Origin of the sequence: Dyadobacter koreensis (assembly GCF_900108855.1) — a bacterium.
Classification (GTDB): domain Bacteria; phylum Bacteroidota; class Bacteroidia; order Cytophagales; family Spirosomataceae; genus Dyadobacter; species Dyadobacter koreensis.
In genome coordinates, this window is sequence record NZ_FNXY01000004.1 from 763,705 (window position 1) to 784,608 (window position 20,904).

The following is a 20,904-nucleotide window of genomic DNA, read 5'->3' on the forward strand; positions in this document are numbered from 1 at the left end:
TTAGGAGTTTAAAATGTGACAGGTAAGCTGGCCATCTCGGCCTGATCTCGCAGCAGCGCCAGCTTAGCGTGACATAGCGAGTCACTCAGGCCAGCGAAGGTTTCTGTTTTCGAAAGGAGCATTTGTGCCTGCTGGGCGGTCACTGTAAAATCGTTTCGGTAGCGGACACCGATGTAAGCGCGGTTTAGTTTTCGAAGCAGCATCTGATCCTGCTCAGTGGTGGCAAAGATCTCGGAGATCTTTGGCGAGAAATAGTAGCAGAGTTCAAGTAATCTTCCAAGATGATGGATATTAAACCGATATCCCATCCAGACCCTGATCAATCCAATGGCTGTCTGTTCGGTTGCCTGATGTAGAAAAAATAGTGTCAGTTTGTAATCCTGGCCTGAAAACCGTTCACGTGCCGAGCTTAGAAACCCCTCGGCCAGCGAGCTGTGATGGGCAAAGTATTTCTGCGCCTCATCAAAGTCGGCAGCCGGGGTAGTATCGGGTTGAAATGACAGGGTATTGTAACCACCGGTGGTGTACAGCAGTAGCCCACTTTTAAATATGCGTGTAAAAAAACGATTTGATTCTCCAAGCAGCTGACGCACTTTCCCACTGGAATGGCATAAAACCGTTACCTGCATTTCAGGGAGATGATTATTCAGAAAATCTTGCATTGAATGTTGTTGGCATTGCATAAAAATCGTAGTCACCATCAGGCAATAGGATTTTTTATCCGAAGAATGGTCGGCAGTAAAACAACCGCAAGCCACAGATACTGTTTGACCGAAAGCAAACAGGAAGATGTGTTCGACCGCAAACTTCTGGTTGATTAGCTCAACAATGCGGGAAAGATCCTGTTTCTGAACTTCATTTAATAGTTTACCGTCTAGCATAACACGCCTTACTTTACCATCCAAAATAAAAGACGCAGTGAAATAAGCACGCGGCCGGTGTATAAACCATTCCTGAATTTTCTATTTTAGAAGCTGACGGGGATAAAATATGCCAAACAGTCAATCAGGTGCATTTTTTTGCAGATTTGCTTAAAAGCAACTATCTTGCTATTATGAATATGACAGGTGACAAATCCGGCAAAATACATCATGGCAGAAACATCAAACGTTTCCGCGAAATGCTTGGTATAAAACAGGAAGGCCTTGCCTTTGAGATGGGTGAGGAATGGAGTCAGAAAAGGATTTCACTTTTGGAGCAAAAGGAGGAGATCGAGCAAGATATTCTTGAACAGGTAGCCGAGATTTTGAAGGTTCCTTCTGATGCAATCAAAAACTTCAGTGAAGAAGTCGCGATCAACATTATTGCCAGTACTTTACACGACAATGCTGGTTCGATCAACAACAATTGTACACTCAACTTTAATCCTGTTGACAAATGGGTAGAAGCGCTTGAAGAAAACAAGAAGTTGTATGAACGTCTGCTTCAATCAGAAAAGGAAAAAGTCGAATTGCTTCAAACGCTTCTCAACAATGGTAAAGACAGAGCGTAACTATTAAATTCTGGTTGCATTGATCCCTTTAAGGCACATCAATAGATTCATTTACGCATTTTCATTGCTGATATGCCCATTACTGTCCACGGCCCAGACAGCGGAGCTCGATTCTGTACTAAGCATTATCAAGTATAAATCAGACACAATAAGGTCGATCTTTGACTATGTGGCAGATGAGATACAGTACGATACTGAAAAAGCTCAGATGCTTCAACCCAGTTATCAACTTCACTGGTCATCAAAGTCAGTTGTATTGGAGACAATTAGAAGGCGCAAGGGTGTTTGTGAGCACTATGCTGAGCTTTTTAATGCGCTTCTCAGGCGTGCTGGCTATGAATCTTACACCGTTTCGGGCTATGTAAAAGGCCCAACGAAAATAAATGATAAGGTGGCTCACGCATGGAATGCTGTGAGAACTTCGAAGGGCTGGTATCTGTATGATCCGACATGGTCTTCTGGCACCGTTGATGGAAATTTCCAGTTTGTCAAGGACCTCAACTACACTTGGTATAAGGTTCTACCGCGTGAGTTTATTCTTACCCATATTCCTTTTGATCCTATCTGGCAGTTGTTAAACCCACCGCTTTCCAACCACCAGATCAAAGCCAACGACTTTACCTCTGTAAAGTCCAATAATTATAATTTTCAGGATTCAATTACAGCCGATATATCAAAACCTGAAAACCTAGCTCTTATATCAAGACTTGCACGCATACAGAGTGCGGGGATTACAAACAAGCTGATTGAGCAGTATACCAAAAATTTAGAGCGAAATATATCTTACAACACCCTCTCTGAGAATCTGAAATTAGTAAACAATTCCCTCAGCTCAGTGATCATTCAGTACAACATTTATATTACTGCAAAAAACAAACAGTTTAGAAAACCTCAATGGTCTGATCCGCAGCTAAGCAACACTATGGATTTATTGAAGTCCAATGTTCAGTCTTGTGCAGCGTTACTAGAAACTATCAAGTCACAGGAGCCGGATGCCATACGATACATTGCTGAGCTTAAAACCAAAATTTCTGAAACAGAAAAATCTATTAGTGCGGAAGATGAGTTTGTGAGCAAGTACCTTTCTACGAAAAAGCCGTTCAGGCTATCCCATTTTTATAAAAGATAATCCAAGGGTTGATTGCTGGTGCATATTCCAGATATGCATCGGGCGGATCCAGCAAGCATACCCGGGAGCACTGAATTATAAGCACTCCTAGGCAAAAGTTACTTACTCTGAGGTTTCTTTTCTGCGTTTGCGACCGCTAGCCTTGCCAGGGTAAGGCGACTTCCGCTCTGAACTGATAAGCTCCAATTCAAAACCAGAAATACCCTCCGATAATTAAAATGACTAACTTCGAAATTATGCATGGCGCTTTCAAAATCAATACTGGAGAATTCGGACGCGTTAACCATATAATTCCGTGGCAGACTGACCATCAACAGACTATTACTGGCTATACGCTAAACAATTATCAATCATTTACTTAAACTGGTCAATTTCAACCGAAACGACCTGTCCTCAATTTCCGAATTGGGGTGCTCAATGGATCCGAATTCTCCACGCACGTCTTCTCTACTTCCTGACATCCTCCCGGATTTAGCATTCCACCGTTTAGGATCGCATTGCCTTCCTGTTGCGATTTCTGCTCTTTTGGAGTTAATTGTAATCCTCAGATAAACCGGCACCTCACCACTTTCATAGTTCTTTTGCTTTTTCAAATAGAAAAGCAGACTGAAATTTGTCTTCATAACTTTTATAGTTAAAAGGTTAAACAAAGTTAGTCTTGCAAATCCGGCAGCACAAGATGTCCATTTCATGAACAAGCTATGGTACAATTGGTTAAGTCAATTCTGGTGAGTTTGAGAATGCTGGAATTGACTCACCGAATCACTCACCTTTTTTTTGAGAATTATTGAATATTTTGAGGTACTTTCCAAAAACAAAACTCCTGCAATTTTTTGATTTGCAGGAGTTTACTGTCTTTTGATACTGTTTGGAGTGATCCCGCTGGTACAAATCTCGAACCACTTTTATGATGATTTAATACTGATAGGAAGTTTACCCAGCGAGCGAATAGTGATCTAGGTGTTCAAATCTCTGTCACTCTGCAAAACGCCATTCCCGACAATTGGAGTTGCGTTTTGAAGGCCTGAAGAGATCGCACTCGAACACTTGATCGACTTTTTGACCTTTTTGGATAGTTTAAAAATTGCGTAGTTGGTTATTGACGAGCGTCAAGTTTATTACAACCAACTCCGGTTCGATTCCGGGAAGGGGTACAAAAGCTCCTCAATAAAAGTTGAGGGGCTTTTTTGCTTTCATAGTTCGCTAAAACCTCACTTTTTGGCGCTTTTGAGCCTTTCAATGGTTCGACTACGGTTATGTTGACTGAGCCAAACTTTCGAAAGATTCCCTAGGAATCCAAGACACAAATAACTAAAAACAAATTGAATATCAATCACTTATTCAATAACCCCCATCCATATTTCGGGTTCAACATACATCTTATAGATATACTGCTGACTTTTGCGTTTGCATCGGACAAACAATCTTACCTTATGCATTCTCGAACTCATTACACCAGCATGATGGTCGCAAATGAGACATTTTATATTACTGGTTAACGTGCCTATCGGTGATTCACTGTAATTAGATTTCATGTACCACAAAACTGTACTGTCAATAGACCGATTTGAGTATGACAGTGCGGTCTTGGCAAACAATCAGCACAGCTCAGAAAAACCACCGGTTTTTATAAACATCAAATGCGATAGACAAAATTTATTAAGACGGTAACTACACAATAGTACGCGATCTCTGTACTAGTATTACTTGCCAAAAACGTACAAGTGGTGTTCAATACCGAACAGCAGGGCTCTATAAATCCGCCTTTACAAGCCTTTACTGCTATGGCATAGTATTTGTTTAACAAACAACAATGATATAAATCTTCAATCATAGGTGAAATGGCAAGAGCTTATCTGGGAGAATTTGAGGAGCTCGTTCTCTTGACGGTTGCAGTGCTTGATTCAGATGCGTACGGGGTAACCATTGCAGCCGAACTAAACCGGCGAACCGAAAGACCTGTAAGCCTGAGCGGAGTTCACGTAGCGTTATATAGGTTGGAAGAAAAGGCTTTTGTCAGTTCGGAGTTAGGTAGTCCCACAGCAGCCCGTGGCGGGAGACGGAAGCGCATATTTTCTGTTACTACGCTTGGCAAACACATGTTATCGGATATGCATGAGCTTAGAAATCAACTCTGGGAATCAATCCCTTTACCATTTATTTCTTGATCATGGCCGACCATCTTTCAAAGCCTACCCCTCCCAACTGGGCTGATTTCTTTTTGAAATGGACATGCCCTTCGGAGCAGTACGAAGAAATCATAGGTGATTTACACGAACAGTATACAATTGATGCATCTGAATTTGGAGATGCTGTCGCCCGGAGGCGGTACCTTATACAAGTGCTAAAATTCTCACGGCCTTACTTTCTAAAACGCAAGATCAATGCACTGAGTGAAACGGCCACATACCCAACACCGTTTTTTGTCAATCCAGATATGATCAAAAATTACTTCAAAATTGCTTTCAGGAGCTTTGGAAAAAACAAAGGCTATACCGTAATTAACGTTTTGGGACTCTCATTGGGATTGACCATAACCATGCTGATTTCTTTATGGGTTTGGGATGAGTGGATGTACAATAAAGCCAGTAAAAACCATCAATATGTAGGACGCGTAATGTTACATGCCGCTCAAAACGGCAGCATCGTTAGTTCGCCAAATATGCCATTTCCCTTAGCTGCCGAGCTTCGAGAAAACTTCCCAGCAGACTTTCAAAATGTTGCGGTCTCATGGGAAACACAGGATTACAGCTTGCTCTCGGGCGAAAACAAATTCAGAAAAAAGGGCCGGTTCATGGAGCCCGATGGCGCAAAGATTCTTCCTCTTGAAATGCTCATGGGAAGCAACGCGGCGCTAACAAATCCGTCCCACCTATTGCTATCAGAATCTGCCGCCTTATCAATTTTTGGCACAGGTCAGCCAATTGGTCAGATTTTGAAGATTGATAATGAACTGGAGGGAATGGTAGCCGGCGTTTATAAAGATTTCCCTCAAAATTCAGACTACAATGATTTGTCGTTTATAGCGCCCTGGAAGCTGTTTGCATCAGGGAAAAGGATGCAGTGGGTCAATGATCTGAAAGATAACTGGAATGTAAATACTTTCGAAATTCTAGTTCAGACACGGCAAAACAGTTCTATTGAAAGGGCATCTGAAAAGATAAAAGATGTTTTACGTAGAAACATTAAGGAGGTTAAAAATTCCGGCCCGATACCAACATTATCCCTGCACCCAATGGACAGGTGGCACTTATTTTCTAACTGGAAAAACGGCCAGAATACCGAAAGTCAGATCTACTACGTCAAATTATTTGCTGCCATAGCGATTTTCATCTTGCTGCTGGCCTGCATTAATTTTATAAACCTGAGCACAGCCCGCTCGGGCCAGCGGGCAAAAGAAGTCGGCGTTCGAAAAGCGATTGGGTCCAAGCGCGGGCAACTCATAGTTCAGTTCATTGCTGAGTCATTTATAATGGTTGCGTTTTCCATGCTGGTTGCGTTGCTGTTAGTACAATTGACCCTACCGCAATTCAATGCAATTGCCGATAAGAAAATCGGCTCTCTTTTGACAAATGGAGCTGCATTCAACATACACTTATTATTTATTGGTGCAGCATTCTGTGTTTTGGTAAGCCTAGTTGCCGGGGGCTATCCTGCGCTCTACTTGTCTTCTTTCAAACCAGTTAATATCCTGAAATCCGGCTCAGCAAGCACTGCGAAAGTGTCTTCTCTGCCAAGAAAAATTCTTGTCGTTTTACAATTTACAATCTCCATTTCGCTCATCATCGGTATGGTGGGGGTATTCCGCCAGATTCAGTTTGGGCAAAACAGGGCAACAGGTTACGATCGGAATGGACTAATGTATGTGAAGATTCCGCCTGCTACCAAATCTTTAGAAGCACTAAAGAATGACCTGCTTCAATCCGGCATGATTGCATCCGTAGCACAATCCTCCGGTCCCGTGACCGATATACTATCAAATTCAAGAGGATTTTCCTGGCAGGGAAAGTCGGCCGGTGACCGGGACGACTTTGCAGTAATCGCAGCTTCACACCACTACGGCGAAACGGTTGGCTGGCAGATTATTCAGGGGAGAGACTTTTCTACCAACTTTATGTCTGATTCTTCCGCCATCATTATCAATCAGTCTGCTGTTAAATATATGGGGATTGACAATCCCGTTGGTAAAACAATCAGGTGGAAAGACGGCACGTTCAATGATTCGGAATACCATATTGTAGGCGTGGTACAAGATATGATCATGCAATCGCCCTACGAACCCGTAAAGCAAACTATCTATTTCATGACCTACGCGCCTAATTACTTATATATCAAATTAAGCCCCGGTGTAAGTGTAACCAATGCTTTTGCAAAAATACGTCCGATATTTGATCAACATATACCCGGCACTTTGTTGGATTTCCAGCTTGCTGACCAGCAATACGATACAAAGTTCAAGATTGAAAACCGTGTGGGTAAATTAAGCTTTCTTTTTGCCGTCGTGGCCATTTGTATTTCGTGTCTTGGCATATTTGGTCTGGCCGCCTTTACTGCCGAGCAAAGGCGAAGTGAAATCGGCATACGCAAAGTACTGGGCGCTTCCATTGCAAGTGTGTGGAAATTGATTTCGAAGGACTTTGTGTACCTGACTTTGATTGCCATAGCCATTGCAACACCGGTAAGCTATTATTTCCTGGCCCAGTTGTTGGCGAAGTATCATTATCATTCCACTATTCCCTGGTGGATCTTTGGAGGATCAGGATTGGCCGCGCTCACACTTACAATTTTCACCGTGAGTTATCAGGCAATAAAAGCAGCACTTACAGATCCGGTAAAAGCGCTCCGTTCTGAGTAGTGTTTCTAATCAATTTTCTCAGAGACTTCATGAAGTTAAAGCCGGTCTAACCCTCTTTCGCAATCTGTTTATAATGCACAACTACTTTAAAACTTTCCAGCTCAGTTGGATCGCAGCGACTTCAATTTTAAGGAGTACATTATCGTGGACTTTATTTTTGATCAATATTTTTGTCTGTTTTGCTGGTTGGTCGCAAAAAACCAGCCCTATCACCCAAAAAATTGATAGCATCACAAATGTTTACCGTCCAGATGGACCAGGTGGTCAATTATCGGTTAGTAAAAACGGCGAATTAATTTACTCCAAAGCATGGGGACTTGCCGAACTCGAACATCGTGTCCCGCTAACAACCCAAACATTGATCGAAGCCGGATCTGTTTCCAAGCAATTTACAGCCGCCGCCATTCTGCTCCTTGAGAAACAAGGTAAATTATCCTTAAACGATCATGTATCGAAGTATTTTCCTGCACTCGGCATGTACGGACATCCTATTCTTATCAGACATCTTATTCATCACACAAGTGGCATACGCGAATGGGGTGATGTTGCCGAGCTAGGTGGCTGGCCAAAGACACTTAGGATCTTGACTAATCAAGATGTTTCGGCCATTATTTGCAGTCAGAAAGAGCTGAACAGTATTCCCGGTGAGCGCTTTCAATACAGCAATTCCAATTACATTCTGTTGGCATTGATCGTTGAGAAGGTTAGCGGGTTGTCTCTCGCTGCATTTACCGATAAATTTATCTTCAAGCCCGCTGAAATGAAGCATTCGGAATGGAGAACCAACTATCAAAAGCTAGTTTCTGCTAGGAGCCAGGCATACGATACGAAAGACGGCAATTTCCAGTTAGCCATGCCAGAAAACAACATCCACGGGTCAGGAGGACTCCTTACAACTGCCGAAGAACTTGTGAAATGGAGCAACTTTTATTTGAACGCAAGACTGGGAGGAGATACTTTTTTTACCAAGCAAACAAGTGTGGATACACTGAGCAATGGGGACTTAAACCAGTATGCAGCCGGGATGTTTGTTACCGGAGATAGTACAAAACGCATTTTTCAGCATGGCGGAGCAACAGCCGGGTATCGCGCGAAGCTTGTCTCTTTGCCAGATGCTGGAATTTCAGTTGCCTGGCTAAGCAATACATCCATGTTGGACACAACAGGAAAAGACTTAGCGATGGATGTTGCCACTTTTCTTACGAGCCCCTCTTATTTTGAGTTAGCTGCCAAAACAAAGAGAATCATATATTCAGATTCAAACATCAAAGAACTCGTGGCGTACGCTGGACTTTATAAAAGCAGTCATAGTATGCGAGACGTTCAAATTGAGCTGCGACCAAACGGCCTGGAAATGTCTGGCAATTCTCTGGCAAGAATTAATAAGACACAATTTGATTTTTACGGCATACTATTCTCATTCGAGCATAAAGGCCAACTTATCATCATTCCGCCTTCCTCAGAGCCGATGCATTATCACCTGACCGACTCAGCTGGGTCCACCATCCCTCACGAAGTTTATTTCGGACACTATTACTCTGATGAAGCAAAAGCTTCAATCATAATCAAAAGCGTGAATGAAAAGCTCATTGCTCAATTTGCATCAGGCGATGAATGCGAACTGATAAATCACTTCAAGGATGGATTTATCTCGTCTTGTGATCCAAAGGCAGATATCTTCTTTAAACGCGACAAGCATGGCAAAGTCAAGAGTCTGGATGTAAGTACCCAGCGTGCATTAAATATCGAATTTGTCAAGCAGACAGGCTCAAATCGGCATCTTAGTGGACAAACGTCAGAGACAAAATATCATTAAGAGTATCATAAAAACGTTAGTATTAAGAGAAAACATGATGACTTGGCAGTACGATATAACGTACACCGAAGACAGTTTACTGTACAATTTTAGCCCTTTCCCGGCTAGAATCAAGTAAATCACGATGCTGGTAATAGTTTATTTTTACCACGGTTTAAATGTACCACAAAAGACGAATTACGTTGATTCGCCAATTGTTTCACCACTCATCTGGCCTTGCAATGCTTTAAAATCTAAACAACCATCTTAGCAATTTTCTGTAAGTCTTCTAAAAAGTGGTTCGACAACTGTTCGGGAAGGGGTACAGAGTAGTGGAAGGGCAATCTGCTACTAGATGTACCGATAACGGGAGATTCTTTGAACACCTGGCCGAGCTATTGGAATTAGTTGGAGAAATTTTCGACAAGCATTCCTGATGAAATAAATATAAATTTTTCTTGTTTAGCTAAATTTGAACAAATACTGTCAGTCAAAAGCGGAATGATGCCTAGGCTGACTAGCCAAATTTCAAACAATACTCCCACAACCGATTCTTTGGAAATAGAACCGGATCATTAACGAGTGTTTACCCGGCCATAACTCCAGAATCCAATGCTTTTCCCGGCTTCAAATTTTTAAGAGAACTATACTCGTTAATTCTTATCATGAGTTAGAACTTCTGGTACAGTCTGCCCTTCTGTACATTGAAATTGACTCAACTGTTAATAAAATATAATTTGTGTTAATAATCTTTGCAACCAGAAATTTTCATGCATTGAGCATGTGATTCCACACTATCCATACTTCGGTTGAGAAGGGGTTTACTGATGCGGCCTGCCTTTCCGCATTTGTAGACGTCATCAAACAAGGAGTAGGTAAAAATAATTTATTATTTTGGTATTCATATATTTAGATTATAGCAAGGTCAAGAGTATGTATAAGAGAGGTTATATTACATCGGCTGAATGTCTATTCTACCATATTATTCTCCGAAATAGACCATTGTCAGGCAGTAATGGTAACTTTAAAATAGTACATTCATGAATCTGAATCATATATTCCTTAACCCCAATTTATCCAAATAGTTTTATGCTACAACACTATATCGAAATCAATGGACTACAACTGGCATATATTGTACAAAACCCAACAGCTAGGCAAACAATATTTTTTGTTCACGGGAATTCGTCCTCTTCCAGGACTTGGCGAAAACAGTTTGGGGGCAATTTATTACAGAACTACCGGCTTATTGCTATTGATTTACCCGGACATGGAAAATCGCAGGCAGCAGCAGACCTTGCTAATGGTTATAGTCTGGTTGAGTTAGGGAATGTGCTCTCTTCTGCTGTAACGACTTTGGTAGATAATCAGGATTTTGTTCTGGCGGGGATTTCCTTAGGCACAAATATCATTTCGGAAATGCTGAATTTTGGAACGAACCCGAAAGGTTTGATGCTTGGAGGACCGTGCACCATAGGTGGCAAATATACGTTGGATTCAATAGTAAATCCCGGCACAGATCCAAGTGCCATGTTTTCAGATGGACCGGACGAAGAAGCTGTTAGAAAATATGCAATTGAAACGTCGGTCTCAAAAATAGAAGACGATCTTAATTTTTTCTTAGAGGATTACGCTCTTGTCAAGATACCTTTCCGCTCTACTTTTTTTAAAACATTGGTTGATGGTAAATATAGCGATGAGATCGGCTTACTGAATAAGTCGGGAATTCCCATCGCAGTGGTTTTTGGAGAAGAAGACAAAATTATCAATCCCGATTATCTGGATGACGCGCAGTTACATCTTTGGAACAAGCGAATTTACAAAGTTCCTGGTGCCAGTCATCTGGTTCATATCGACCAACCTCTGGCATTTAATCAAATATTGGCAGATTACACATATGATATATTTAAATAATTTTCATTCGGAGTGCATAGCCAACTAATGCGGTTGCGTTACTGATACCCGTCTTGTCCATCATATTTCGCCTGTGGTTTATGACGGTGTGTTCGCTGAGATACATTTTGTCTGCAATTTGTTTACTGCTTAATCCCTCAACCATCCAAAGAAGCACCTCCTTTTCCCGGTTTGAAAACAATTGGTCCTCTTCATGCAAGTAATAAAGCTTCTTGTTAATTAATTCGCATGATTGCTGTACTCCCACCTTACTTATCTTTTCAATGGTATGTATCACCGGGTTTTCATTTTTGTAATGATCAATATTCACTATCATTCCTAAACTGAGTATTAGTTTGCCTTTTTCGTCGGACTTAATAATACAGTTCCTTTGGAGAAGATTAACATACCCACCGTTACTTCTTTTCAATCGATAGTTATACGAAAACAGGTAATCGGGATGCTGGTCGAACGGTACTTTTTCAAGAAAATTGAGTCTGTCCGGGAAAATTCGCTCATTAAACATTCTCATATCCTCCTTGTGATAGATTTCCAGCGTGTAATTAATTCCGCCATCTATAAAATAATCAGCTTTGCTACCAATAGTGATCTGGGATGATTTGGACATGGTCACATACCGTCCCGTGGAATAATCCATCAAATAAATAACAGGCACGCCGTGATACAGCAAAGAACGTGAAAACGGGTCGGGGGAGAGAATTTGGATTACATTCTCCAATTCAGACAATTCATAGTTTTTACTGATTTGAGATAACCCACCTATGTAACTGATCCAGGAGTTTTTTTCTTTTTTCATGATAAATAAAGAGTAAGACGATGGTTCTGCGGATTCAGATAATACCGTTTTTTATCGCATAACCCACCAGTGCGGTTGCATTAGGCGTATTCGTCTTCTGGTTCATATTCCTCCGGTGGTTGATCACGGTATGTTCGCTGACAAATAATCTGGCCGCAATTTCTTTTGTTGAAAGACCATCGGCCATCCACAAGAGTACTTCTTTTTCACGTTTAGTAAGTAATTGATCTTCCTGGTTTGCATAGTAAAAATTCTTTATAATGGTTTGAGGGAGCTGGTCTGGATAATCCGGGTTAATTTTATCTACTAGCTGTATGGTTTTTGTCGAATTTCTGTAATGGTCGACATTGATAACCATGCCAAAAGCAATCAGAGGATTTCCATTTTCATCGGATCGAATGAAGCAATTACGTTGTAAGAGGTTAACGACACGCCCTTTAATGTCGTGAATCCTGAAATTATATGAAAAGATATGGTTTTTGTGCTCAGTGGCAGGTATTTGTTTGAGGATGGATAACCTTTCGGAAAATATTTTTTCATTATACAGCTTCAAATCTTCCTTATGATAATTTTCTACCAAAATGGAGACCCCTTCCTTCATGAAATCATCTGAAGTATATCCCAGAAGTGATTTAACGGAGTGCGACATACTCATATACTTTCCTGACCTGTAGTCCAACATGTAAATAATGGGAATGCTGTGATGAAAAACAGAGAGAAACTGCTGATTAAAGTTAAGAACCGATTCTTTCCCTTCCACCATCAATTCTTCGGGTTCAAAATCCTTGTTGCGTGTAGCTTCAATGTAGTTCAGCCAGCTGGCTGCATCTTTCTTCATATTGCAGTAAATGAAATTTTGGTCTGATCCAAGTACAGAGCTGATCAAGTTAGCCAAAATGGACTAGAAAATGACAAGAAATTGTCATTTTCTAGTATATGGTTGGCACTGTACCTTTGGGGTAACACTGAGGAGATTGATTGGAGCTCCATTTAGGGGTAAAAAGAAGGGATATTTTACGATCGGTATATGCTCTGTTTCAATTGTGACTGCCAAATATCGTATAAGTGAAGAAATTCGGTTGATCCCATCCTAAATTTCAATGTCGTTTACTGTAACTGAACGAAATAGGATATTTAATAACGGATTTTATAATGACAGACAGGGAAGAAACCAATAATGCGGTTGTAATTTTCGAGTAGGCTCCGGTTAATAATCTCCATACGAAAAAAAATTGATTTGAGATTTACCAGCGGGCAGGCTCTATTTCTATAAACTATCTTTTGAAATGTATATTATGAACAGATTTTTAATTAAAGAATTCAGTGATAGAAGCCTCCAGTTCATATTTTTGTCAATTGCGTTCTTTCTAAGCTATACAGGAAGTTTCTCACAGGATGTGAGAAAACAACTGCAAGAGGAAAATAGAATTAAGCAGTCTTATTTCCAATTACTAAAAGATAATGCCACAAGAGCTGCAAACGAATGCGCTAGGAAAGCAGGATGTTTTGAAAAGGGTCATTCTCACCCTGCTGACGGAAGACTTGTATGTGAACGTTCAGACTCGCATTCAAAAGCGTTATGCAATTGCGGAAAAGATCAAGAACGAATTTTGGCAGATATCGAGAGGCAACAAACGGATTGGGCAAGTAGCATGGCACGAAAAGAGGAATCGCTACGCATACCGATTCCAAACTCAAATTCTAGCGATATTACCACAGCACTTAACGAAAGCCGGGAAATACTGAGTGGCAAAAAGACAATTAGAAGAAATGAAGTAGAAAATCCCAAAGATAATTCTGAGAGTAAGCAAATGGTAGACTTGAGTGGTAAAAGGAGTCAAAAAGAAATAGATGAACGGGAAATACAGCATAAGTCAAAACAATCACAACCGGAATCAACCAGAAGTAATATCACAAAAAAGACTTACGAACCCGATCTAGATCCAAGAACAGCAAAAAGTCTATACTCCGCTAAGGAAGTGGAAAAAAACAATGATGCTTTTGTTAATGGATCTGGTGAAATGATCAGACTTATGGGTGATGGTCTTGATAATGAGCCAAGTTACGACGAACACTATTCAAAGAACTTTAATAGGTTCGGCTTTGAATTTGGATTGTTTTTTGAAGTAGTGCCGTTGGCTTTAAATAATGAAGTCAATATACAGTACAATGGGAAGAACACGCACAGTCTCACAACATCGTCCGATGCTACTTTTATAGGGGGGGTAAATCTAGGTATTTCGTATTATCCGATATATTCTAGATATGTCAAATTAGCCATCAACGCTAATCTAGATGGAGGAATTCCAATTGGAGCCACAGGAACATCAATTACATACAATTATGGTGCAAATCTAGCTGTGGGTTCCCAAACTATAAAGGCCGTTGGGGAATTTATGACGGGGCAGAGGTTTATTAATTATTCAACTTACAGTTACGGATCTACAATTGAAACCTCAGTGGACGGAGTTTTTACGCCGAAAATAAAAATGTATAAGGTTGGTCTACGATATTCTTGGATAGGTCAATGGTTTTTTAAGAAGGTTGGCACGCATATTGATCTATTATTCTTAAGAGGAGATCCGCAGATAAGCCCCTTACTTGTAACCAAGAAAAAAAATAAAGGTATATCTGCTTCATTATCTTATGATAGTAGACTAGCCTTTTCTGTGGATGTAATAATTGACCATCCAACTCTGGGTGATATTGATAATAGGCTTACGGATGACTTCAAACCAAGCAGACCTTTTGTAAGAGTCGGGGTTGTACGTAGGTTCGTATTTTGAGAATGCTGAACTCTACTGCCATCCTTTGTGCTACACAAACGAAAATATGTTCCAAAAGGCCGTCTATGAAGATGCAAACAGCAGTTCCAGCTTTGAACAATTTAAAAAACCAAATCTGAATACTCATCCAAACAATTTGATAACCGCTACAATTGGAATCAGAATCAATCGCTCTCAAACTGTGTTTCCGTATCCATGCTTATATGTAACACACGGACGATTTCTTTGTAATTTTAATCAATCACAATAATGAAGATAAGGTGCTTGCCAAATTTCGTGTTTCAAGTATCCTTTTCTTGAGTGAAAGAAGTGCAAACTACTCTTCGTGAACAGTTAACTAACGGTCTTTTGATGCAGGAAACCACTCAGCGAACAGCAGAGATTGTCAGCAACTTTCATAAAGATGCCTTTTCGAAGGGGATGTTCCGATTTATTAATGAGACGACAGAGCTATGCTACCAAAGAATTCATTAGGGCAAACCCAGATGGGTTCGGAGGATCTGGCTTCATTAGATATTTTTGAGACAGATGTAATTTCGTAAAAAATTGGCCGGACGTCACCAAGCGAAGATTACATATGACTTATCTATTGGATAATAGACGGTCTTCTCTTCAATGGAAAAATGGAAATTAAACCAGAATGTGTGGTCCTTTTTGATCAGATCCAATATTTGAAAAGTCTTTTTTCTTTGTGCCCCAGACGGGAAAGACTGGACACCTTCAACCGGTTGTTTTAAGTTTAATGGCTGGTAGAATTGTTTTCGTTTTCTGTGCAGTTGCAATCTTTATCGGTAACAACGAAGGTGTGACTATAAAAAAGTTGATTGTAATATTTCTCCTCGGCGGTCGAGCCAATTTTACCATTTATCTTACTGGCCTTCATCGCGCCACTTTGCGAAATGGGACCCGGAGCCGAACATTTGTCGAACTATTTCTTAGAAGACCTGAATAAGATAGCCAAGTTGGTCATTTAAATTATAAATCGTTCACAGATAGATTTAATCAAGTCTCTAAAATCAAATCCCCATAATGTAAATTATTATGAAATTCGGTTGGAAAGTCCAATCCATTCCCAATATGATTTCTGTTTTTCAGGTATAGTTGAAAAATAAATACTTCAACTTCTAGAATTTTGCTTAATTTAAGCTCTAAGCCCAAATAACTAAGTAACATGCCCTTCAATATACTTATTGACTATGATAATATTGAGTCCATTGATCACGGTAGAGGTCTTGTTTATATTATTGAAAAAGCCGTCAATCAGTTAAACTATGGTGAGATCCATGACTTAAGAATTGTTGTGAGATTGTATGGTGGCTGGTATGAAGGCAACAACATTACCAGAAGAGCGCAAAATCTCAGAACTGAAATTCATAGCAGTTTTCCGCTGACTACTCTGTTATCCGATAATTCGACTCAAGTTATTGTTAATGCCGAGTTGGCTACGAGTTTAAAGATTGAACCTACAAAATTACTAGTGAATACTTTCCGAAGAAACGGAGTTCCCTCAGGTTTAAAGTCAAACCATCCCATTGTTGTGGGGTGCAGGCAGACGGGGTGTCCTGTTTTGACTGTCTACAGTTTTGTTGATACCGGTAAGTGTAGTCAATGTAGCCATACGAAGGTAGATGATATTTTCTTCCGAAAGGAACAGAAGCTTGTTGATACTATGCTTACGGCGGATATGATTGCTATTGCACACCAGGATAAAAAATATGGTATTGTTTCTTCTGACGATGACTTCTGGCCAGGTATATTGACATCGATCGCTATGGGATGTGAGGTATTTCATTTCCAAACCAAGGCAGGTCGGGCAACTCCTACACATTATAGTAGAATGGTAACTCAAAATTATTACATGAAAAGTCTTTAGTATGAATCCACAAGATTTTAAACGAATATTAATTTCATTTGCAGATAGTGCCGATGACATTCTGGAAAATAAAGGTAAAATTACTGGGATTATCAGAAATGAGGCAATTGAAATTCAACTTATCGATAAAGAGGGGGAACTTTTCATCAGGGAGGATGAAGAGGAAATCAAAGCCCGTACTTGGATTGCTAAGAGGCTGGCTCAATTGGAACAATTAGCAGATCGTATCAGAGAATTTCTACCTGCCACTAAAGATTTTATTAATCCTACAGGAAGTTTACTTGATGATATCGATATTGATCCTACTGAAACCGAAAGACCAACGGATAACGTCACCGAATGTTTGCGTGAAAAGTTGGGCCAAAGGATTCCCGGTACTACCGGCGTTGTTTATTTGACCTGTGATGCAGGGGAAGGTAAAACAACGATTATTAATCATCTAGCTGTTCATCAAGCTGAGTTGTTTAAGAAGAAAAGGACTGATTGGTTATTAGTTCCCATTCCGCTAGGCGGTAGACCTTTTTTACGTTTTGATGATATTGTAATAGCATCTTTGGTTAACCGGTTGAGATTTAGGCTATTCTACTACGAATCATTCATTGAAATGGTCAAGCTCGGTTTGATTGTTCCAGCCTTCGACGGTTTTGAAGAGATGTTTATGGTAAGTTCAAGTGGGGAGGCTCTTTCCGCTACAGGGCAACTAATGACTAAGCTCAACTCTTCCGGTAACGTTTTGATTGCAGCTAGAAAAGCCTATTTTGATTACAAAGGTTTTGGCGCACAAGCTAAGTTGTTCGATACCATTAGTATGGATTCTGTTTCGTTTGCTAAAATAGGAATTAACAGATGGAATAAGACACAGTTCGAGGCCTACGCCTTATCTCGTGAAATCTATAACGGAGAGGAAGTTTATGAACTTATTGAAAGTCAATTAGGTTCGGATCATCCATTATTGACCAGGCCAGTACTAGTCAATCAATTACTTTCGGTTGTGGGGAACGACAATAATCTAGACAAAATTTCCTCCTCACAACTTAATTCGATCGATTACTTTCCAAACTTTGTTGACACAATAATTACAAGAGAAGCAGATACCAAATGGATTGATACGTCAGGAGAGAACAAGCCATTACTTACAGTTTCTCAACATTATGAGTTATTAGCAGCATTGGCCGAAGAAATGTGGCTAAATAATACGGACTCCTTATCTTTAAGTATCGTTGATCTTTTGGCAGACCTTTATTCTGAGTCAAATGGTTTTTCTGTTCAGATTAGCAGGCAAATAAAAGAAAGATTAAAACAGCACGCGCTACTTATAAAAGCGGAAGTAGCTAATCAATTAAAATTCGACCATGAAGAATTTAAGGAATTTTTTCTCGGGGTCAGTTTCTTCAATGCTCTTGCAGCAAACAGAATTCAGGAATTTAAAAATTTGCTTAGAAAGGGATTGATATTTGGTCAGACTATTGATGTATTAGCGAACTACGGACGAAAAGAGGAGAAAATTAAGATTCAGGATATCGCAAAAATTTTTAAAATAATACAACTTACTGAAAATACCGCTTCTTATGTTAAAGAGAATTGCGGTAGTTTAATTTTGAAAATATTATCAGGAAAAAACTCTGTTGGAATTATTTTAGAAAATTATTCATTTCCTGTCGATAGTCTTAAGGGTGTTACCCTAAACAATTTGGTTATTAGAAACTCTCATTTTCAGCCAACCGCCATTTTTAGTACGAATATTCAAAATTCTTTGTTTGAGTTTTGCACATTTGATAGCCTGGAAATTATTAAAAACCATAATGTTATTGACCATAGTATTCTTCACGATTGCGAGATTGTAGCGGTTCAAAATTCAATAACTGAATTAGAATTCTATGATCCGTATAACATAAATCGAGAACTCCTTGCGCTCGGTTTTAATTTCGGGAAAGTAGAGGTCGAAGAGGATAATCAAGTAAGGGTTGAAGTTGACCAAGATCTTGCGCTCGTTCAGAAAGCACTAAGAAGATTTATTCGTGGTTCTCATCTAAATGATAATGTTTTTCGTATTAAGCTTGGTCAAAACGCCGAATATTTTATCGATCACTTACTTCCCATTCTTATTAATGACAATATCATTAAAGAGATTGAATATCAAGGTGCTGGTTCTAAGAGAAGATTTAAGCTAATTGCGCCATTTGACAAAATCAATTTCGCATTGAAAAATAGTAACGGTGAGTTTCAGAAATTTCTTGAAAAAATGAAAGATAATAGGGGCTTTATTGAACAGAGCTAAACGTTTCATAGTTGAGTGAAGAAAAATTTCGCCGAGGTGATTTATGGAATATGGAAATTAGGATTAGACAATTTTAGATACTTAATTAACGTAAATTATATCACTTAGTCTATATAATATCATTCATATCAATTTACTTTTCTTCAGTTATCACTAATCCAGAATTTTTTAATTCATTGAAAATATCTTCTATGACTTTGAAACTTTGATTGCGAATTCTTCCATTTCGATCTTTTCTGGTTTTAGAAAACGTAAAAATCACCCTGTGCTTTGCTCGGGACAAGGCAACGAAGAAAGCGCATTTGTCTTCATCAGGTTGTTTCTGATAACTCCAGAACGCTCCATCTTCAAGACCGACGAAAATTATCGTATGATATTCAAGTCCTTTACTCTTGTGAACAGTCATGACTGGAACTGTCTCAATACCAATGAGGCTTTCCAACGCTTGGATAAGTCCTAGATCTTCGTTATAAAGATTTGTAAGCTCCCGGATTATATCAGCTAACGTTTCATCGAGGAATTTTACGCTTTTATACATTGGATAAAAATATTGTATTTTATCCCGTCCGGCAAAGTCAATTATTTCGTTGATTACGGCTCCAAGTCGTTCAGCATTCCAATATACATCATTATATTTCTGCTGACACTGTTTAATAAATTTAGAAAATGAGATTTCTGATTTGAGCAGCTGAGACTGCTCCAAATCAGTGTGTAAGTTATTTAGAAAAGTTAATGCAATGGTTTTCGAGTCTTTCCATCGCTTATCAAAAATAACATAGAGAGAATGAATGATATATTGAGAGAGATCCTGTGCAATAAGATCTTGTAAAATACTCTCATCTCTGGCATTAATGCCGTGTTCATTAAAGTGATCTATTAGGTCACCGGCATAAATATTTAGACTTTGTTTGACCAAAATACAAATTTCACGTGGTTTTATTTTATCCTCATTTATCAATTTGTAAACTGTCGAAAATAGTGTTGTTATTTCTTGATCGGGGTTCTTAAAAACCCATAAAAAGCATTCTCCACCTTCTTTATGCCTTTTTGGATCGGGCGTCGAAAAATCCGTTTTACCAAGCAAGTGTTCTGTTAAATAATTTTGTAACGCAACCAGGCGCGGCGCACAACGGAAGTTCATTTTAAGGTGTGCTTTTTCCGCTGAAAGTTCCAGTAAATAATCCTCGAATACAGACTCTTGTGCCCCTGCCCAAAGCATTATCCTTTGCTTATCGTCGCCAACTGCTGTGATCTGGCTGTTACCGCCTAAAAAACAAGATTTAAAGAACTCATACTGAATTGCTGTTGCATCTTGAAATTCATCAAGGAAAATGTGGCTGTAAGTGTTTTGAAGGAACAATTTTATTTTCTCATTGCCTGTCATAATTGCTTCCGCGAGACGCATAATCATTTTGAAGGTTAGCTTAGAGGGCTTATCTTTCATCATGCTTTCCCAGACAGCATTTCTAATAGATATCGCATTTGAATGGGAATCTAGTCCAACTTTTGATGTGGTATGAAACGATATGAGTTCTTTATCCGTTTTTGAAAATCGAAAAGTACGATCTAATTTTTCGTAATACTCCAGAACAGATTTATCATCTAATAATATTAGGTAATCTTTATCAATATTGAGTGATTGCGGAAGACTGTTTCCGAAGTGGTCGAGAATCAATTTTGCGAATGAGTCAAAAGTCATTGAATCAAATCTATTCGACAGCACTTCCTCACACCTTAGCCTTACCCGTTCTTTTAAATTATATGCAGCATCTCTTTTAAAACTGATCGCCAGGATTCTTTGTGGATACTTACACTCATTTGATTGAAGTAAAAAGCATGCTTTTTGTGCCAAGAGTTCTGTTTTACCCGCACCAGGCCCCGCGACGACCAGGAAGTTTTTTTTTGAGCTAATGACCTTCAGGGCTGTCTCTTCGAGGTTAAGCTTGCCTGCTGGTGACCAATCTTCAATCCTTACTTTTTTCATAG

14 protein-coding genes are annotated in these 20,904 nt (G+C 39.6%); 9 read left to right on the forward strand and 5 right to left on the reverse strand.

Features of this window, described 5'->3' with window-relative positions; genetic code table 11:
• Positions 1 to 8 precede the first annotated feature (8 nt).
• Complete coding sequence (locus BMY70_RS15475; protein ID WP_090336403.1) at positions 9 to 881, reverse strand: HEPN domain-containing protein; 873 nt, start codon at positions 879 to 881, stop codon at positions 9 to 11.
• Between the two features lie 128 nt (positions 882 to 1,009).
• Here BMY70_RS15475 and BMY70_RS15480 point away from each other — a divergent pair, with 128 nt between their 5' ends.
• The gene (locus BMY70_RS15480) at positions 1,010 to 1,492 is read left to right on the forward strand and encodes a helix-turn-helix domain-containing protein (RefSeq protein ID WP_310590643.1); all 483 of its coding nucleotides are present in this window, start codon (positions 1,010 to 1,012) and stop codon (positions 1,490 to 1,492) included.
• A 64-nt stretch (positions 1,493 to 1,556) separates the two neighbouring features.
• A complete protein-coding gene (locus tag BMY70_RS15485) occupies positions 1,557 to 2,621 on the forward strand; it encodes a transglutaminase domain-containing protein (protein ID WP_262485748.1) in 1,065 nt (354 codons plus the stop codon).
• 350 nt (positions 2,622 to 2,971) lie between these two features.
• Here the strand turns inward: BMY70_RS15485 and BMY70_RS15490 are convergent, their stop codons facing one another.
• The gene (locus BMY70_RS15490) at positions 2,972 to 3,244 is read right to left on the reverse strand and encodes an Arm DNA-binding domain-containing protein (protein WP_090336598.1); all 273 of its coding nucleotides are present in this window, start codon (positions 3,242 to 3,244) and stop codon (positions 2,972 to 2,974) included.
• A 1,218-nt stretch (positions 3,245 to 4,462) separates the two neighbouring features.
• Here BMY70_RS15490 and BMY70_RS15495 point away from each other — a divergent pair.
• The 4 genes from BMY70_RS15495 (at position 4,463) to BMY70_RS15510 (ending at position 11,185) form a co-directional block, all read left to right on the forward strand.
• Positions 4,463 to 4,789 carry a helix-turn-helix transcriptional regulator gene (locus tag BMY70_RS15495; protein ID WP_090336407.1) on the forward strand — a complete coding sequence of 109 codons (327 nt, stop codon included), beginning with the start codon at positions 4,463 to 4,465 and terminating at the stop codon, positions 4,787 to 4,789.
• A 2-nt stretch (positions 4,790 to 4,791) separates the two neighbouring features.
• A complete protein-coding gene (locus BMY70_RS15500) occupies positions 4,792 to 7,476 on the forward strand; it encodes an ABC transporter permease (protein WP_090336409.1) in 2,685 nt (894 codons plus the stop codon).
• Positions 7,477 to 7,549: 73 nt separating this feature from the next.
• The gene (locus BMY70_RS15505; RefSeq protein WP_090336411.1) at positions 7,550 to 9,292 is read left to right on the forward strand and encodes a serine hydrolase domain-containing protein; all 1,743 of its coding nucleotides are present in this window, start codon (positions 7,550 to 7,552) and stop codon (positions 9,290 to 9,292) included.
• Between the two features lie 1,068 nt (positions 9,293 to 10,360).
• Entirely contained in the window at positions 10,361 to 11,185 is an 825-nt protein-coding gene (locus BMY70_RS15510) for an alpha/beta fold hydrolase (protein WP_090336412.1), read from the forward strand.
• Here the strand turns inward: BMY70_RS15510 and BMY70_RS15515 are convergent.
• Positions 11,178 to 11,981, reverse strand: coding sequence for a response regulator transcription factor (locus BMY70_RS15515; RefSeq protein WP_090336415.1), 804 nt, complete (start codon positions 11,979 to 11,981; stop codon positions 11,178 to 11,180). The two genes, BMY70_RS15510 and BMY70_RS15515, sit on opposite strands and share 8 nt — an antisense overlap.
• A 34-nt stretch (positions 11,982 to 12,015) precedes the next feature.
• Positions 12,016 to 12,819 (reverse strand): LuxR C-terminal-related transcriptional regulator, encoded by an 804-nt coding sequence (locus BMY70_RS31555; RefSeq protein ID WP_090336417.1) that lies wholly within the window; start codon positions 12,817 to 12,819, stop codon positions 12,016 to 12,018.
• Positions 12,820 to 13,276: 457 nt separating this feature from the next.
• Between BMY70_RS31555 and BMY70_RS15525 the strand changes: the two genes are divergently transcribed.
• The 3 genes from BMY70_RS15525 to BMY70_RS15540 all read left to right on the forward strand — a co-directional run bounded on the left by BMY70_RS15525 (position 13,277) and on the right by BMY70_RS15540 (position 18,918).
• A complete protein-coding gene (locus tag BMY70_RS15525; protein WP_090336419.1) occupies positions 13,277 to 14,767 on the forward strand; it encodes a hypothetical protein in 1,491 nt (496 codons plus the stop codon).
• Between the two features lie 1,171 nt (positions 14,768 to 15,938).
• The gene (locus tag BMY70_RS15535; RefSeq protein WP_090336424.1) at positions 15,939 to 16,640 is read left to right on the forward strand and encodes an NYN domain-containing protein; all 702 of its coding nucleotides are present in this window, start codon (positions 15,939 to 15,941) and stop codon (positions 16,638 to 16,640) included.
• 1 nt (position 16,641) lies between these two features.
• Positions 16,642 to 18,918, forward strand: a complete 2,277-nt coding sequence (locus BMY70_RS15540; protein ID WP_090336426.1) for an NACHT domain-containing protein — start codon at positions 16,642 to 16,644, stop codon at positions 18,916 to 18,918.
• 133 nt (positions 18,919 to 19,051) lie between these two features.
• Here BMY70_RS15540 and BMY70_RS15545 read toward each other — a convergent pair whose 3' ends face one another.
• Positions 19,052 to 20,902, reverse strand: a complete 1,851-nt coding sequence (locus BMY70_RS15545; RefSeq protein WP_090336429.1) for a UvrD-helicase domain-containing protein — start codon at positions 20,900 to 20,902, stop codon at positions 19,052 to 19,054.
• Positions 20,903 to 20,904 lie beyond the last annotated feature (2 nt).

Bases quoted from the DNA above. Each gene is read 5' to 3' on its own strand.
- BMY70_RS15475 (WP_090336403.1), bottom strand. From the start codon at position 881: ATGCTAGACGGTAAACTATTAAATGAAGTTCAGAAACAGGATCTTTCC.
- BMY70_RS15490 (WP_090336598.1), bottom strand. From the start codon at position 3,244: ATGAAGACAAATTTCAGTCTGCTTTTCTATTTGAAAAAGCAAAAGAAC.
- BMY70_RS15495 (WP_090336407.1), top strand. From the start codon at position 4,463: ATGGCAAGAGCTTATCTGGGAGAATTTGAGGAGCTCGTTCTCTTGACG.
- BMY70_RS15500 (WP_090336409.1), top strand. From the start codon at position 4,792: ATGGCCGACCATCTTTCAAAGCCTACCCCTCCCAACTGGGCTGATTTC.
- BMY70_RS15505 (WP_090336411.1), top strand. From the start codon at position 7,550: ATGCACAACTACTTTAAAACTTTCCAGCTCAGTTGGATCGCAGCGACT.
- BMY70_RS15510 (WP_090336412.1), top strand. From the start codon at position 10,361: ATGCTACAACACTATATCGAAATCAATGGACTACAACTGGCATATATT.
- BMY70_RS15515 (WP_090336415.1), bottom strand. From the start codon at position 11,981: ATGAAAAAAGAAAAAAACTCCTGGATCAGTTACATAGGTGGGTTATCT.
- BMY70_RS31555 (WP_090336417.1), bottom strand. From the start codon at position 12,819: ATGAAGAAAGATGCAGCCAGCTGGCTGAACTACATTGAAGCTACACGC.
- BMY70_RS15525 (WP_090336419.1), top strand. From the start codon at position 13,277: ATGAACAGATTTTTAATTAAAGAATTCAGTGATAGAAGCCTCCAGTTC.
- BMY70_RS15535 (WP_090336424.1), top strand. From the start codon at position 15,939: ATGCCCTTCAATATACTTATTGACTATGATAATATTGAGTCCATTGAT.
- BMY70_RS15540 (WP_090336426.1), top strand. From the start codon at position 16,642: ATGAATCCACAAGATTTTAAACGAATATTAATTTCATTTGCAGATAGT.
- BMY70_RS15545 (WP_090336429.1), bottom strand. From the start codon at position 20,902: ATGAAAAAAGTAAGGATTGAAGATTGGTCACCAGCAGGCAAGCTTAAC.